Origin of the sequence: Paenirhizobium selenitireducens ATCC BAA-1503 (genome assembly GCF_900492185.1) — a bacterium.
Classification (GTDB): Bacteria; Pseudomonadota; Alphaproteobacteria; order Rhizobiales; family Rhizobiaceae; genus Allorhizobium; species Allorhizobium selenitireducens_A.
This window is the reverse complement of the sequence record NZ_UEYP01000006.1, coordinates 17,659-33,253: the sequence shown is the minus strand read 5'-3', so window position 1 is coordinate 33,253 and position 15,595 is coordinate 17,659. Positions and strand designations below refer to the sequence as shown.

General features: G+C 65.2%; 10 protein-coding genes and 2 pseudogenes. 2 read left to right on the top strand and 10 right to left on the bottom strand.

Annotated elements, in window-relative coordinates; all coding sequences use genetic code 11:
• The first annotated feature begins 178 nt into the window (after positions 1–178).
• Positions 179–2,521 (top strand): PAS domain-containing sensor histidine kinase, encoded by a 2,343-nt coding sequence (locus RHIZ70P_RS12105; RefSeq protein ID WP_115670574.1) that lies wholly within the window; start codon positions 179–181, stop codon positions 2,519–2,521.
• 39 nt (positions 2,522–2,560) lie between these two features.
• Here RHIZ70P_RS12105 and RHIZ70P_RS12100 read toward each other — a convergent pair.
• Positions 2,561–3,319: pseudogene (locus RHIZ70P_RS12100) on the bottom strand (GlxA family transcriptional regulator); the annotation flags it as partial.
• On the opposite strand from RHIZ70P_RS12100, the pseudogene RHIZ70P_RS23005 reads away from it, so the two are divergent.
• Positions 3,311–3,415 (top strand): annotated as a pseudogene (locus RHIZ70P_RS23005) (SAM-dependent methyltransferase); the annotation flags it as partial. The pseudogenes RHIZ70P_RS12100 and RHIZ70P_RS23005 overlap by 9 nt on opposite strands.
• A 215-nt stretch (positions 3,416–3,630) precedes the next feature.
• Here the strand turns inward: RHIZ70P_RS23005 and RHIZ70P_RS12095 are convergent.
• From RHIZ70P_RS12095 to RHIZ70P_RS12055, 9 genes are all read right to left on the bottom strand, one after another.
• Positions 3,631–6,594, bottom strand: a complete 2,964-nt coding sequence (locus tag RHIZ70P_RS12095) for a bifunctional [glutamine synthetase] adenylyltransferase/[glutamine synthetase]-adenylyl-L-tyrosine phosphorylase (RefSeq protein ID WP_181904022.1) — start codon at positions 6,592–6,594, stop codon at positions 3,631–3,633.
• A gap of 185 nt (positions 6,595–6,779) precedes the next feature.
• Positions 6,780–8,192 (bottom strand): sensor histidine kinase, encoded by a 1,413-nt coding sequence (locus RHIZ70P_RS12090; protein WP_115670572.1) that lies wholly within the window; start codon positions 8,190–8,192, stop codon positions 6,780–6,782.
• A gap of 7 nt (positions 8,193–8,199) precedes the next feature.
• Positions 8,200–8,958: a response regulator transcription factor gene (locus tag RHIZ70P_RS12085; protein ID WP_115670571.1), complete on the bottom strand. Its 759-nt coding sequence runs from the start codon at positions 8,956–8,958 to the stop codon at positions 8,200–8,202.
• Between the two features lie 83 nt (positions 8,959–9,041).
• A complete protein-coding gene (locus RHIZ70P_RS12080; RefSeq protein WP_181904006.1) occupies positions 9,042–10,604 on the bottom strand; it encodes a Do family serine endopeptidase in 1,563 nt (520 codons plus the stop codon).
• 149 nt (positions 10,605–10,753) lie between these two features.
• Positions 10,754–11,185, bottom strand: coding sequence for a cytochrome c-type biogenesis protein (locus RHIZ70P_RS12075; RefSeq protein WP_235842227.1), 432 nt, complete (start codon positions 11,183–11,185; stop codon positions 10,754–10,756).
• A gap of 170 nt (positions 11,186–11,355) precedes the next feature.
• Positions 11,356–13,347 carry a heme lyase CcmF/NrfE family subunit gene (locus RHIZ70P_RS12070; RefSeq protein WP_115670568.1) on the bottom strand — a complete coding sequence of 664 codons (1,992 nt, stop codon included), beginning with the start codon at positions 13,345–13,347 and terminating at the stop codon, positions 11,356–11,358.
• On the bottom strand, positions 13,344–13,793 hold the full coding sequence (ccmE, locus tag RHIZ70P_RS12065; protein ID WP_115670567.1) for a cytochrome c maturation protein CcmE: 450 nt from the start codon (positions 13,791–13,793) through the stop codon (positions 13,344–13,346). Before ccmE ends, RHIZ70P_RS12070 begins: the two co-directional genes overlap by 4 nt.
• Positions 13,790–14,947, bottom strand: coding sequence for a c-type cytochrome biogenesis protein CcmI (ccmI, locus tag RHIZ70P_RS12060; RefSeq protein WP_115670843.1), 1,158 nt, complete (start codon positions 14,945–14,947; stop codon positions 13,790–13,792). The genes ccmE and ccmI overlap by 4 nt, the downstream gene beginning before the upstream one ends.
• A 117-nt stretch (positions 14,948–15,064) precedes the next feature.
• Entirely contained in the window at positions 15,065–15,490 is a 426-nt protein-coding gene (locus RHIZ70P_RS12055) for a hypothetical protein (protein WP_115670566.1), read from the bottom strand.
• Between the last annotated feature and the right edge of the window lie 105 nt (positions 15,491–15,595).

Genomic DNA, 15,595 nt, shown 5'->3' with positions numbered 1-15,595 from the left:
GATGTTTTCAATCAGATTCAAGCGTTTGGCACGGACTGCACAAAAAAAGCCGATTCGGATTAAGGGCTTAAGATTTTGTTCACCAAACCCGTCTGGACAAGGCGAATCACGGATGATTCATTGAGTCAGATTCGGGCGAGCGGCGCTTCGGATCACGCGAGGGATCGAGGCAGGGACAATGTCGAACGTGCGGCGGGCAACCGCAGCCGATGAGCGGTTGCGACTCAATTTTGCAGTCATTGTGGCATTTTTCAACCGCCTGCGGGATCGCATCGCGGGCATGAACAATCCCGACAAGGGGCCGTCCCGGTGGATCGAGACCGCGTTGCGCCGGTCGATCCCGGTACTCATCCTTGCCTTCCTGTGCGTCGTGGCACTGGCGCGGCTGGCCGGCATGATCAACGAGCACGGCCGCCTGGAAGACAATGTGCGCCAGACCACGGCGCTGGTCGCCACCACCGCGAGGGCCGCCCTTGACGGGCAGGAGGCCCTGTTTGTTGCCGCCGACCGCGCGGCGGCGCAAGCCGCCCTAATGGCGCTCCTGCCGAATGAACGCCTGGTCGGCGAAGCCTTCGTGCTAATGGTCGAGCCGTCGGGCCGCATCTTCGCATCGTCTTCGGCCGGTGCCGGCTATGTCGGCCTGCCGCTCGCCAATCTGCTGCCGCAGGTCGCCACGATCCGCCGCTTCGCCGACCAGGGCGGTGGTATCGAGACCGACATTGGCGGAGAACGCCATTTCGCCGTGCTGACCCCGATCGGCGCCGATGGTGCGCTACTGCTCACCGCCCATTCGCTACAGCCGGCCATGGCCTTCTTCCGCAGCGAGATCGCCCTCAACGTCACGCTGTTTGCCGGCATTTCGCTGATCCTCAGCGTCATTCTCTACGCCTATTTCCAGCAGGTGAAGCGCGCCCGCGACGCCGACGAGATCTTCCTCGAAAGCAATATGCGGGTCGAGGCGGCGCTGTCGCGCGGCCGTTGCGGCCTCTGGGACTTCGACCTCGCCAACCGCAAGCTGTTCTGGTCGCGCTCGATGTACGAAATGCTCGGGCTTCCGCCGTCGAGCGAGGTGATGGCCTTCGCCGATGCGGCGCGTCTGATGCATCCGGACGACGGCAATCTCTTTGCGCTCGCCCGCGCCGTCGGTCGCGGCAAGTCGAAGCAGATCGACCAGATCTTCCGCATGCGCCATGCCCAGGGCCACTATGTCTGGATGCGGGCCCGCGCCCAGGTGATCTGCTCCCATAACGGCTGCATGCACGTCATCGGGATTGCCATGGACGTCACCGAGCAGCATCGCCTCGCCCAGCGCTATGCCGAGGCCGACCAGCGCCTTGCCGACGCGATCGAATGCACGTCTGAAGCCTTTGTGCTGTGGGACAAGAACGACCGTCTGGTCATGTGCAACGGCCATTTCCAGCACGTCTACGGCCTGCCGGACAGCATCCTCGTGCCCGGCACCGAACGTGCCGTGGTGCAGGCCGCCGCCCAGCGGCCGATCATCCAGCGCCGCGTCGCCGATCCCGACCAGAGCGGCTCGTCGCGCACCACCGAGGTGCAACTCGCCGACGAGCGCTGGCTGCAGATCAACGAGCGTCGCACCCGCGACGGGGGCCTCGTCTCCGTCGGCACCGACATCACCCTCCTGAAGCGCCACCAGGAGCGCCTGCGCGAGCAGGAACGCCGGCTGATGGCCAATATCGGCGACCTCTCCTCGTCGCAGAGGAAGCTGGAGCTTCAGAAGGCCGCACTTTCGGTCGCCAATGCCAATTACCAGGCGGAGAAGGAGCGCGCCGAGGCCGCCAACAAGGCGAAGTCGGAATTCCTCGCCAATATGAGCCACGAACTGCGCACGCCGCTCAACGCCATTCTCGGCTTCTCCGAGATCCTGCTGGCCGGCATGTTCGGGCCGATCGGCTCGCCGAAATATTCCGAATATGCCCGCGACATCCACGAGAGCGGCAAGCACCTGCTCAACGTCATCAACGACATTCTCGACATGTCGAAGATCGAGGCCGGGCAGATGAAGCTTCGCTGCGAGAACATCGACCTCGACGCGCTGATCGAGGAAAGCCTGCGCCTGACCGCCATCCCCGCCGAGGAGAAGAATGTCCGTATCGAACAGCGCATCACGTCCGGGCTTTCCATGACCGCCGACCGGCGGTCGATGAAACAGATCCTGCTCAACATCCTGTCGAATGCCGTCAAGTTCACCGAGCCGGGCGGACGGGTCGCCGTTCGCGCCCGCAAGATCGGTGATCAGTTGGCGATCACCATCGCCGACACCGGCATCGGCATTCCCAAGTCAGCACTCGGCAAGATCGGCCAGCCGTTCGAGCAGGTGCAGAGCCAGTATGCCAAGAGCAATGGCGGCTCGGGCCTTGGCCTTGCCATCTCCCGCTCGCTGGTCAACCTGCATGGCGGCAGCCTTCGTATCCGCTCCTGCGAGGGCAAGGGAACCGTCGTTTCGGTGCGCATCCCGGACGTCCTGGTGATCGAGACGGCTCGCAAGCGGGCGTGAGAATAGAGCGGGTTTGCCCCGGAGGCGCCCCGGCACCGCTCAGGCCCCGCCCCTCGGGCGAGCAAAGTCTGGAACCTTAAAGCGCCTTCGATAGGCGCCGGGCGTCAGGCCCGTCAGACGCTTGAAGAGCCGGCGAAAGAAGGCCGGTTCCTCATAACCGACCTGCCAACTGATCTCGTCCACCGGAGCCTCCGTCCGTTCCAGCCGGCGTTTGGCATCCTCCACCCTCAGTCGCTGCACATAGCCAAGCGGCGCGAGCCCGGTGGCGGTGGTGAAACGCCGTTTGAAGGTGCGTTCCGACAGGCCGGTCAGCCGAACCATTTCGCCGAGCGGATCGACGACCGAGAAATGCGTGGCGAGCCAATCCTGAGCGACACTGATCACCTGGTCGCCATGATCCATTCGTCCCGCAAAGACCATGTAGGGCGCAAGCCCGTCCTGGTGCCATTGCAGGGCGAAGAAGCGTGCGACCGCCTGGGCAGCCGTCGCGCCGGCATGGCGGCCGATCAGGTACAGCGCCAGGTCGTGCCACGTCATCGAAGCACCCGAGGTGATCAGGTCATCCCGCTCGCCGGCCACGACCAGCACCTTCTCCGGATGTACGCGCACTTCGGGGAATGCAACAGAGAAGGCCTTGGCGTAGTCGAAATGCACCGTGGCATCGACGCCGTCGAAGAGCCCGGTCTCTGCCAGCAGGAATACGCCGGAGCAGGCCGAGCACAAGAGCGCCCCGCGGCGATGCATGGCGCGCAGCCATTCGACCAGTTCCGGGTGTCGCCCCTTCGCCCAGCCGCCGGGGCGAGGCTGGCGGACGTGTTCCGCAAGGCCGGCTTCACCCGCTTCCGCCGGGCGCTGGAAACGCCGTTCAACCTGGTGCTGGAGGCGAAGCTGTAGGTCGCAGCCTGGACAGAGACCTGCCTTCCAGGCCCTGGTCCCATCGCCCTGGCGATGCGCCCGGTCCGGGCCCCGCCGCCCTCTCCCCGACATGCGGCAGGTCCGGGACCGGGCAGAAGCGTCCTGCGCTCATTGCGAGGACGAAGCCGCTTTCAAGATCGTCTCCGATACGAAGGGCTCGGACGATCTGCCGTCCGCGTCTCCGCCCCGCGCCCCTACCCCTTCACCACGCCTTGAAAAACCTTGCGCACCGCCTTCGACAGCCTCTTGATCTCCGCCTCGAGCGTCTTCAGGTCCGGACTGTCGCCGGCGCGGCAGACGAGGTCGACGAGACCGGCAGGCACGGTCGCAGGATCGAACCCGCCGTCGACGCAAAGTCGGATGACCTGCGACAGCTCGGTATAGAGCTTCAGCGCCACCAGGCACAGCTCGAGGTCGTTCGGGTCCATCAGGCTGGCCCCGAGCCGTTTCAGCGCCTCGGCCGTCGAAAGTCCGTCGACCTCGGCAGCCACGCCCCGCCCACGGGCGATCAGGGCCAGGTGCTGGGCGATGAATTCGATGTCGATCAGGCCGCCGGGGATGAGCTTCAGGTCCCAGTTGTCCTTCGGCGGCTTCTCCTTGTCGATCATCGTCCGCATCTCGGCGACGTCGGCGGCGGTCCTCGCCTCCTCGCGCGGCTTGGCCAGCACGGCGGAGATCACCGCCCTCGTCGCGTCCATCAGCGCGCCGTCACCGGCGATCAGCCGGGCACGGGTGAGCGCCATGTGCTCCCAGGTCCAGGCCTCCTCGAACTGGTATTTCTCGAAGGCTCTGAGCCGGGTCGCCACCGGGCCCTTGTTGCCCGAGGGACGAAGCCGCATGTCGACCTCGTAGAGCACGCCCTCCGCCGTCGGCGCCGAGAGCGCCGCGATCAGCCGCTGGGTGAGCCGCGTATAGTAGCGCACCGGATCGAGCGGTTTTGCCCCATCGGACTCGCCCGCCTCGTCATCGTGCTCGTAGAGCAGGATCAGGTCGACGTCGGAGCCGGCGGTGAGTTCGAAGGAGCCGAGCTTGCCCATGCCGGCCAGCGCCACCTTGCCGCCGGCAATCCTGCCGTGCACGGCCTCCATTTCCGCCACCACCGCCTTCAGCGCCTCGGCGATGATGAGGCCCGCGAGGTCGGTGAAGGCATGACCGGCCTGCGCGCCGCCGATCGTGCCGGTGAGCAGCCTAATGCCGATCAGGAAGCGTTGTTCGGCGGCGAAGATGCGCAACCGGTCGAGGATTTCCTCGTAATGGCGGCTGCCCTGGAGGAACGAGGCCAGCCGCTTGGCCAGATAGTCGCGCGTCGGCAGTTCGACCATCAGGCCCGGATCGAGCATGCCGTCGAAGACATGCGGCCGCCGGGCAATGATCTCGGCGAGCCTGGGCGCGGACGACATGATGTTGACGATCAGGTCGAGCAGGGCCGGATTGCTGGTGAGCAGGGAAAAGAGCTGGATGCCGGCCGGCAGGCCCGAAATGAAGCTGTCGAAGCGCAGCAGCGCCTCGTCGGCGCGCCGGCTTTCGCCGAAGGTCTTCAGGAGCTGCGGCGTGAGTTCCGTCAGCCGCTCGCGCGCCTCGACCGACTGCGTGGCGCGGTAGCGGCCATAGTGCCAGGTGCGGATGACGCGTGAAATGTCCTCAGGCCGCTCGAAGCCCAGCCCCTTCAACGTCTTCAGCGTGTCGGGATCGTCCTTCTGGCCGGTGAAGACCAGATTGCCCGAAGCCGAGGACAGAACCTCCTCCTGCTCGAACAGCCGGGCATAGCGCCGCTCGACCGTCTTCAGCACGCTTTCCAGCCGGGCGGAAAAGCTCGTCGTATCGCCAAAGCCGGCCATGTAGGCAATGCGGCGAAGCTCGGTCTCGGTCTCCGGCAGGAGATGGGTCTGCTCGTCATGCACCATCTGGATGCGGTGCTCGATATCGCGCAGGAACCAGTAGGCCTCGATCAGTTCGTCGCGGGTGGCGGCGTCGATCCAGCGGGCGGCGGTAAGCGCATGCAGCGCGGCTTCGGTCGGTCTCAGCCGCAGGTCCGGCATCCGCCCGCCGGCGATCAGCTGCTGGGTCTGCGCGAAGAACTCGATCTCGCGGATGCCGCCGCGGCCGAGCTTGACATTGTGGCCCTTCACCGCAATCGCGCCGTGCCCCTTGTGCACGTGAATCTGCCGCTTGATCGAATGAATGTCGGCGATCGCCGCATAGTCGAGATATTTGCGGAAGACGAAGGGCACGAGTTCGCGCAGAAAATTCTGACCGGCCCTCAGGTCGCCGCCCACCGGCCGCGCCTTGATATAGGCGGCGCGCTCCCAGTTCTGCCCCCTGCCCTCGTAATAGAGCAGCGCCGCCTCGACCGGTACGGCGAGCGGTGTCGAGCCCGGATCGGGGCGGAGCCTGAGATCGGTCCGGAACACGTAGCCGTCACCGGTGCGATCCTGCAGAATGCGCACGAGCCGCCGCATCATTCGGCCATAGGTTTCCGTGGCATCCTCGGGTGAAACAAGAATGCCGGCTTCCGCCTCGAAGAAGACGACGAGGTCGATGTCGGAGGAATAGTTGAGCTCGCAGGCGCCGAGCTTGCCCATGCCGAGCACGATCAGGCCGCTGTCGAGCGACGGTGCCTGCCGGTCGGAGAGCCGGAGCTTGCCGGCGTCCTCGCCGGCAAGCAGCAGATGGTCGATGGCCGCGGCAACGCAGGCGTCGGCCATGGAGGACAGCCAGCGGGTGGTGTCGCGCGCGTCGAATATGCGGGCGAGGTCGGCGAGCGCCGTGATGAAGGAAAGCTTGCGCTTGACGGTCCTCAGCCGCGTCATCACCTGCGCTTCCGTGGCGACCGCCCCTCCGTCTTCGCCGCGCCAGGCATTGCGGGCATCGGCGACCAGGCTTTCCAGCAGCGGTTCGAGCGGTTCTTCCAGCGCCAGCGCCAGCGTCGCCGGGTCGAGCATGGCCATGTCGCGCAGATAGGGCGAAAGAGACAGCGCCGAGGTCACGAAGGCCTTGAGCGGTCCTTCCTGGGCCAGCAGTTCGGCGATCGCCGGCTGCTGCTTGGCGGCATCTTTCAGCAGCGAGACAACCGATTTCTGTTCCGTCTGATTGAGCGGACGGATCACGCCGTCCGCGACCTCGGCCAGTCTTTTCGTCGTCGTCTCGTTCATCGCCAGCTCCCCGCACGCGCCGACTGCAAGATCGTTCTTAGCGAATCTCGCCGCCCGTTGGGAAGTTAGGCCTTATGCCCGGCAAAGGCCATGCTCGCCGTCGAGGCGCAAATGTTCGCCGGCGCAGTTCTTCTTCGAATGGGTGGGCAACTGAGCGGAAGAGACGGCCTTCGACCGCCGCCCGGCCTGCCTCAGGCCTTTTGTCCGGGAAAGACCATGCTCGCCGTCAGGCCGCGCGCGGCGCCGCCCTCCGGGTTCGTGTCGGAAAGCTCCAGCCGCCCGCCATGCAGCGCCATGATCGCCTCGACCAGCGACAGACCGAGCCCGGTTCCGGGCTTGCTGCGGCTGGCGTCGAGACGGACGAAGCGCTTCACCACCGCCTCGCGCTTGTCGGCGTCGATGCCCGGGCCGTTGTCGGCGACCGATAATTGCAGCGCCCCGCCCGCCTTGCCGACTGTCACCACGATCTTTCGTTCGCCTTCGGCTGTCGCACCGTATTTGATGGCGTTGTCGATCAGGTTGGAAAGCGCCTGGCCCACCAGTTCGCGGTTACCCCGGACCGACAGGCCGGGGGCGATCCGCGTTTCCAGTTCCAGCCCCGCCTCCTCTGCCACCGGCTCGTAGAGTTCGGCACTGTCGGCGGCGATTGCCGAAAGGTCGATGTCGGACAATTCGGCGGCGATCGATCCCGCCTCGACGCGGGAGATCATCAAAAGCGCGTTGAAGGTGCGGATCAACTGGTCGGATTCGGTGATGATGCCTTCCAGAGCCGCGCGCCGCGCCGTCTCGTCGTTCTCCGCCAGCGCATCGGACGCCTTGTTGCGCAGGCGCGTCAGCGGCGTCTTCAGGTCATGGGCAATATTGTCGGACACCTGGCGCAGCCCCTCGTTCAGCCTCTCGATCCGGCCGAGCATCTCGTTGAGCGAGGAGGACAGCCGGTCGAACTCGTCGCCGGAGCCCGACACCGGCAGACGCTGCGACAGGTCGCCCGCCATGATCTTGTGGCTAGCCGCCGAGACCCGGTCGATGCGTTTCAGCGCATTGCGGCCGATGGCGAACCAGATGATGACGGCGCCCAGCCCCATGATGGCGAGCGCCACCATCAAAGCCTGGCGCACCAGCAGCCGCAGCTTGCTCGGCTCGCCGAGGTCGCGCCCGACCAGCACCCTGAGCTTGTTGTCGAGGAAGAAGACATGACCGGCCGCCACGTGCCGCTGCACGTCGCCGCTCTCGTTGTAGCGCTCGTAGCGGAACGGATGGTCGGTCCAGCCCTCGTTGTCGAACAGGCCGGGCTCCACCGAGGCGACATTGCCGGCGAGGATTTCCCCGTTCGGACCGGCGATGACGTAGAGATTGGCGCCGGGCTGGCGGGCGCGGCGCTCCATCATGCCGAGCAGACGGTTGATGCCGCCGCGCTCGAAGGCGGTCTCGATCTCCTTGACCTCCTCGTTCAGCGTCTCGCGCGTCTGGACATAGAGGATGCGCTCCGACATCGCCGTCACATAAATGACCAGCAACGCGGCGCAGAGGGCGAACAGCGCGATATAGAGTGCCGACAGCCGAACCGCGGTCGACTTGAACAGGAGCTTGGCGCGGGCGTTCATGGAGGGCTCAGGCCTCGTCCTTGATCATGTAGCCCGCCCCCCGCACCGTCTTCAGAAGCGGCTTGTCGAAATCCTTCTCGATCTTCGAGCGCAGCCGCGAGACATGCACGTCGATGACATTGGTCTGCGGGTCGAAGTGATAGTCCCAGACATTCTCGAGCAGCATGGTGCGGGTCACCACCTGGCCGGCATTCTTCATCAGATATTCGAGCAGCCGGTATTCGCGCGGCTGCAAGGGGATCTCCCTGCCGGCGCGGCGCACCTCGTGCGACAGACGGTCGAGTTCCAGGTCTCCGACCCGATAGACCATGTCCTGCTCGGGTTTGCCCTTGCGCCGGCCCAGCACCTCGACGCGGGCCAGAAGCTCGGAAAAGGCATAGGGCTTGGGCAGGTAGTCGTCGCCACCGGCGCGAAGGCCAGTGACCCGGTCGTCCACCTGGCCGAGCGCCGAAAGGATCAGCACCGGCGTATCGACGCCGCGCTTCCTCAGTTCGCTGATGACGGAGAGCCCGTCGCGACGCGGCAGCATGCGGTCGACGACCATCACGTCATAACCGTTCTCTGAGCCCATGAAGAGGCCGCTTTCCCCGTCGCTGGCGTGATCGGCGACAATGCCCGCCTCGCGAAAGGCCTTGGTGATATAGGCGGCGGCTTCGAGATCGTCTTCGATGACAAGTATTTTCATGCGTGCGACATTACCGCCTGCTGTGGTCGTGGCACAACCGGAATCGCCCGGCTGCGGCTCATGGCCCTGCCCGGTGTTCATGATGGACGTCCTTCTCGGCAAAAGAAAAGGGCGCCGCGTCGACTAAGACTGCGGCGCCCGTGGATCAGGTCGGTTTAGCGCCGTCAGCCCTGTTGGATCGGCAGGGCGACGAAGCGGCTGCCGTTCTCGGATTCGATCTGGAACAGCGCCTTGGTGCGGCCGTCCTTCTTCGCCTGTTCGAGCACCTTCAGAACATCATCGGCGGTGGCCACCGACTGGTTGTTGACCGAGGTGATCTTCTCGCCGGCCTTCATGCCCTTGTCGGCGGCATCCGAGTCCGGATCGACGTCGACGATGGTCAGGCCCTTGCCGTCCTCGGCCGGCGTAACGGAGAGGCCCATGCCGGCCAGCGCCTGTTCGGTCGCCGGCGCCTGCGGCTCGCCGTTCTGGCTTTCAGGCCCGGCCAGAGCCTGCTCGCTCGGCAATTGTCCAAGCTCGACCTTGAGGCTCGACGCCTTGCCTTCGCGCCAGATCGACACGTCGACCGTGGTCCCCGGATCGAAGGCGGCGATGCGCTTGGCCAGGTCGCGCGGATCCTTGACCGGCTCGCCGTTGACGGCGGTGATGACGTCACCCTGCTTGATGCCGGCCTTGCCGCCGGGCGAGCCCGCCTGCGGTGCGACCACAAGGGCGCCGCTTGCCTCCGACAGGCCGAGCGAATCGGCGATGTCCTGCGTGACCGGCTGGATCTGTACGCCGAGCCAGCCGCGCTCGACCGTGCCGCCGTCCTTGAGCTTTTCGATCACATCCTTGGCGACCGAGGCCGGGATGGCGAAAGCGATGCCGACATTGCCGCCCGAGGGCGAGAAGATCGCGGTGTTGATGCCGACCACTTCGCCGGCCAGGTTGAAGTCCGGACCGCCGGAATTGCCGCGGTTCACGGCCGCGTCGATCTGGATATAGTCGTCATAGGGGCCGGAGCCGATATCGCGGCCACGGGCCGAGATGATGCCGGCCGTCACCGTGCCGCCAAGGCCGAACGGGTTGCCGACCGCCACGACCCAGTCGCCGACGCGCATGTTCTCGTCCTCAGCAAAGGTTACATACGTGAACTTCTGCTTCGGGTTTTCGACCTTCAGCAGGGCAAGGTCGGTGCGGCTGTCCTTGCCGACCAGCTTGGCGTCGAGTTCCTTGCCGTCATTCATCACGATGGTGAAGGCCGAGCCGTCATCGACCACGTGGTTGTTGGTGACGATATAGCCGTCCTCGGAGATGAAGAAGCCGGAGCCCTGCGAGATCGGGCGCAGGCGACCCTTGCCGTCGCCGCGGCCGTGCGGCATGCGGTCAGGCTGGCGCTGGCCGTACTGTTCGCCGTCGGGGCCGCCGAATTCCTTGAAGAAACGCTTCAGCGGATGATCGTCGGGCAGGTCTTCAAAACTGCGGCCGCCAAAGCCGAAGGAGAAATTGCTGCTGTCGGCGGTCTGTTCGACGTTGGACTGGACACGGACCGACACGACGGCCGGAGACACGGCCTCGACCACGTCGGCGAAGCTCGGCACCTGTGCCGCCTCGACTTTCACGGGCTCGGCGTAGGCCGGTGCCACGACGACCGGAAGCGCGCCGGCCAGCATCAAGGCGGCCAGACCCGCGGCGGTCGAGTTTTTCAGGATTGTCTTGAACTTGGAGCGACCAATGGGTGTGGACATGTAATCTACCTTCATCTGTTCTTCTGACGGGAGCCCCGGAAGCCGGGGGAAGCGGTGGATGATGTAGATATAGGGCGCCTCACCTTACGGCGAACTGTACGGCAGATGAAATCTTTGTAATCTTTCGGGACGCTTGAATCACCGGCAGCTCACTCGTCGAGCAGCTTGCCGAGCCGGGCTTCTTCCTCGTCGGACAGCCTCTTGGGCTCCGGCCGGCTGCGCCCGCGCGCATAGACCACGGCGACGCCAAGCCCGACCAGCAGCAGGAATGCCGGCGCACCCCACAGGATCAGCGTCTTTGCCGACAAACGCGGCTTCAGCAAAACGAACTCGCCGTAACGCGACACGACATAGCCGATCACCTGCTCGTCGCTGTCGCCCGCCACGATGCGCTCGCGCACCAAAAGGCGCAGGTCGCGCGCCAGATCGGCATTGGAATCGTCGATCGACTGGTTCTGGCAGACCATGCAGCGCAGGTTGGCGGAAAGGTCCCGCGCCCGCTGCTCCAGCTTCGGATCGGCAAGTCTTTCGCTCGGATCGACGGCGAAGGCCGGAAGGGGCGCGAGGAGGAGGAGAAGCAGAAGGAGTGAACCCAGACCCCCTCTGGCCTGCCGGCCATCTCCCCCACAAGGGGGGAGAAGACGCGCGGCAAGGCTTTGCACCCACGTCGACAGCCAGCTGAAACGGAAAAGCCCCTCCCCCTTGTGGGGAGGGGTTGGGGAGGGGTTCTTTCCTTTAAGGACAGCAGCCTTCATTCCGCCGCCTCCAGCGCCCCAGATGCGGCCGTCTTGGCATGCCGCTTCGGCACGCCGACACGCAGGCGCCGGTCGGAGAGCGAGACGAAGCCGGCGACCATCATGACCAGCGCACCGTACCAGATGCACAGGATGTAGGGCTTCCACCAGATGCGCACGACGATGCCGCCGCTGTCCATCATGTCGCCGAGCGACACGTAGAGCTGGCTGACGCCGAAGGTGCGGATGCCGGCTTCGGTGGTCGGCATGCGCCGCGCTGTATAGAGCCGCTTCGACGACCAGACGTCGCCCTTGTCGATGCCGGCCTGCCGGATCGTGAAGTGCCCCCGATCCTCGGTATAGTTCGGGCCGACGGCCGACTTCATGCCGTCAAAGGTGACGGTGTAGCCGCCCGCCTCCACCGTCATGCCGGGCTTCATTTCGACCACGGTCTCGGTCTCGAAGGTCGTCACCGCGACGATGCCCAGCACGGTCACGCCGAGGCCGAAATGAGCAAGCGCCGTACCGATCGCCGAGCGCGGCAGGCCGTTGAGACGCCGCAGCGCCACCCCGGTTCCAACCTTGCCGAAGCCGGCGCGATACCAGAGGTCGGAGAGAGCTCCGAAGATCAGGAAGAAGCCGGCGGCAAGGCCGAACACGGCCAGCACCGGGCCGCCGTTCTCGACATAGTAGAGCGCCACGGCGAGCACGAAAGCGATGCCGGCGGCAAAATAGAGCCGCTGCAAGGCTGCATATAGATCGCCGCGCTTCCAGGCGAGCATCGGACCGAAGGGCACGGCGAGAAGGAGCGGTGCCGTCAGCAGGCCGAAGGTCAGGTTGAAGAACGGCGCGCCGACCGAAATCTTCTCGCCGGTCAGTGTTTCCAGCAGCAGCGGATAGAGCGTGCCGATCAGCACGGTTGCCGTCGAAACCGTCAGGATCAGGTTGTTGAGGACAAGCGCGCCCTCGCGCGAGATCGGATGAAAGAGACCCCCGGATTTCAGCAGGGGCGCGCGGAAGGCGAACAGCGCGAAGGCGCCGCCGATGAACAGCGTCAGGATGCCGAGGATGAAGATGCCGCGGCTCGGATCGGTGGCAAAGGCATGGACCGAGGTCAACACGCCGGACCGCACCAGGAAGGTACCGAGCAGCGACAGCGAGAAGGTCATGATTGCGAGCAGCACCGTCCAGATCTTCAGGGCATCGCGCTTTTCCATCACCAGCGCCGAATGCAGGAGCGCCGTGCCGGCAAGCCAGGGCATGAAGGAGGCGTTCTCGACCGGGTCCCAGAACCACCAGCCACCCCAGCCGAGCTCATAGTAAGCCCAGTAGGAGCCCATGGCGATGCCGGCGGTCAGGAAAGTCCAGGCGGCGAGTGTCCACGGGCGCACCCAGCGTGCCCAGGCGGCGTCGATCCGTCCGTCAATCAAAGCGGCGATGGCAAAGGAGAAGCAGACGGAAAAGCCGACATAGCCGAGATAGAGCAGCGGCGGATGGATGGCGAGCCCGACGTCCTGCAGGATCGGGTTCAGGTCCTTGCCCTCGGCCGGGATCGGCGACAGGCGGACGAACGGGTTCGAGGTCAGCAGGATGAACAGCAGGAAGGCGGAGGAAATCCACGCCTGCACGGCCAGCACATTGGCCTTCAGCCGGTCCGGCAGGTTGGCGCCGAAAAAGGCGACGAGCGCGGAAAACAGCGTGAGAATCAACAGCCAGAGCATCATCGACCCTTCGTGATTGCCCCAGACTGCGGAATAGCGATAGATCGCCGGCATCATCGAATGGGAGTTTTCCCAGACGTTCTTCACCGAAAAGTCCGAGACCACATAGGCCCAGGTCAGCGCAGAAAAGGAGAAGGCGACGAGCAGGAACTGCGCCATGGTCCCGGTGACTGCGACCGCCATCAGGGCCGCGTCGCCGCGCTTGGCGCCGATGACCGGCAGGATGGCGATGATGATCGATGCGGCCAGTGCCAGCACCAGGGCATAGTGGCCAAGTTCGATGATCATTGGGTCTTTTCCTCCTCCTGCCAGACACCGTCTTGCTTCAGCCGGTCGGCAACTTCCTTCGGCATGTAGTTCTCGTCATGCTTGGCCAGCACGCTGTCGGCGGAAAAGACCGTGCTGCCGGCCTCGAACTTGCCCTCGGTCACCACGCCCTGGCCCTCGCGGAACAGGTCCGGCAGGATGCCGACATAGGTAACGGGAATGGTCGCGGTGCCGTCGGTGACGGAGAACTTGACGGTCGATCCCTCGCCGCGCACCACCGAGCCCGCCTCGACGAGGCCACCGAGGCGAATGCGCGTGCCCGGCCCGACCGCCGTCTTCTCGAGATCGGCCGGCATGTAGAAATAGGCGACCGACTGGCCGAAGGCGAACATCACCAGAAGCACTGCGGCGATGATGAAGGTCATGCCGCCGGCGATCACGGCCAGTCTTTTCTGCTTGCGGGTCATTTCAATGCCTCCTCAACCGGCAGGCCGAGTTCGCGGCCCATCGCGATCAACTGCTTGCCTTCGTCCTTCTCCGCCGGAAAGGCCTGAAGGGCGGTCTTCAGGGCCGCGAGCGCCTTGTCCTTCTCGTTCAGCATCGCATAGGATCGAACGAGGCGCATCCAGCCTTGGAAGTTGTTCGGGTCTTCCTTGAGCTTGGCGTCAAGCCCCTCGACCATGCCGCGGATCATCGCATTGCGGTCGCCCGCCGACATGCCGGCCGCGGCCTCGACATCGCTTTGGCTCGGGCCGCCCGGCGCCTTGGAGGCGGCCTGCCCGGGCGAACCCGCAGCCGGCGCGCGGCCATTGCTGGCGATATGCTCCTGCACCAGCGGCAGCCAGGGCGCGTCGGCCGGCGAGGCCTTGGCGATCGCCTGGAAAGCGATCAAGGCCTCGGCCTTCTTTCCGGCCTGCTCGAGTGCAAGCGCCAGGTAAAACTGCGCACGCGGATCGCGCGGATCCAGCTTCAGCGCTTCGGCGAAGGCCGACCGCGCGTCGTCGGTGACGATCCCGTCATTGCCGGCGACCAGCACCTCGCCGATCCCGTTCATCCGCGCCGGGTTGGTGCCCAGCAGGCGGATGGCATTGCGGTAGGCCAGTTCGGCATCGCCAAGGCGCTGCATCTTGAAATAGATCGGCGCCAGCACGTCCCAGCCCGAGCCGTCATTGGGGTTTTCCGCCAGATGGCGTTCGACCTTGGCGACCAGCAGTTCGATATTGCCTTCCGGATTTTCCAGCCGCGCGGCCAGCGGTGCGGCCGGCATGTCGGGATTGCCGGTCTTCAGGTAGAGCCCGAGCCCCACCGCGGGAAGACAGAGAATGACGAAGGCCTGTGCGAGCTTGTTCAGGCCGTTCGTGCGGCCGATCGCGCCGGGAACCTCGCCCTTTCCTGAAACCGCCAGCAGCCGGCGGCCGATCTCGGCGCGGGCATAGGACGCGTCCTCGGCGGAGATCAACCCTTGCGCCTTGTCACGCTCGAGTTCCTTCAACTGGTCGCGATAGACGGCGGCTTCGCCGGCATCGTCTATGGGCGCGGGCTCGGCCCCCTTGAGAAGGGGATAAAGGAGGGCGACGGCCACGGCCACCGTCAGAAAGGCAGATACGATCCAGAACAACATGATGCCCAATTACTGCAAGCCGAGGCTCGACGCTACAAACAAACTGCCTATGACGCAAAGTTGAGGCGTTTGGCCGCAAGCCGATCGTTAAGGCAGCGCATCCCGGCCGGCCTTGACTTACGTCAAGGGTGTCCAGGTACCGTTCGGGTTGCGGCAGGCGGCGCCGCGCGCCTCGATCTGCCTGCCCTTGTCGTTCAGCTTGTGAACATACTGGCGGCAATTCTGCTGGCCGACCTGATAGGGCGCGGCCGCCACCACCTGTCCGCTGACGCTCTGCCCGACCCAGGCCACCGGCTGGAATCCCGGCGCCGCTTCCAGAGCGCGGTACTCGGCCTCCAGCGCCCGCTGCAACTCGCTATTGCTCAGCTTCACGCCGGCGCGCGAGACGATGCCGCCCTGGAGTGCCGAAATATAGAGCGCAGAGGGATTGGTCTTGTCCGAAGACAACAGCCCGCCCTTCGATCCGCCGCCGGTCGTGCAGGCGGAAAGCGCGAATGCGGCCAGCGCCGTCACTGCCACGCCCCTAAAGCGAGAAAAACCCATCGGAACAGCCCCAGTCCCATCTTCGGAACGATCGATCATAACGCCTGTCCTCGCCCTGCTGCGGTACACCCATGGCATCTTTATGGCCGCCCTTGTTTTTTCACA

What these genes read in the sequence shown, in the direction of transcription:
- ccmI (WP_115670843.1), bottom strand. Translation starts at nt 14,947, where the DNA reads ATGTTGTTCTGGATCGTATCTGCCTTTCTGACGGTGGCCGTGGCCGTC.
- RHIZ70P_RS12105 (WP_115670574.1), top strand. Translation starts at nt 179, where the DNA reads ATGTCGAACGTGCGGCGGGCAACCGCAGCCGATGAGCGGTTGCGACTC.
- ccmE (WP_115670567.1), bottom strand. Translation starts at nt 13,793, where the DNA reads ATGACCCGCAAGCAGAAAAGACTGGCCGTGATCGCCGGCGGCATGACC.
- RHIZ70P_RS12090 (WP_115670572.1), bottom strand. Translation starts at nt 8,192, where the DNA reads ATGAACGCCCGCGCCAAGCTCCTGTTCAAGTCGACCGCGGTTCGGCTG.
- RHIZ70P_RS12085 (WP_115670571.1), bottom strand. Translation starts at nt 8,958, where the DNA reads ATGAACACCGGGCAGGGCCATGAGCCGCAGCCGGGCGATTCCGGTTGT.
- RHIZ70P_RS12080 (WP_181904006.1), bottom strand. Translation starts at nt 10,604, where the DNA reads ATGTCCACACCCATTGGTCGCTCCAAGTTCAAGACAATCCTGAAAAAC.
- RHIZ70P_RS12070 (WP_115670568.1), bottom strand. Translation starts at nt 13,347, where the DNA reads ATGATCATCGAACTTGGCCACTATGCCCTGGTGCTGGCACTGGCCGCA.
- RHIZ70P_RS12055 (WP_115670566.1), bottom strand. Translation starts at nt 15,490, where the DNA reads ATGGGTTTTTCTCGCTTTAGGGGCGTGGCAGTGACGGCGCTGGCCGCA.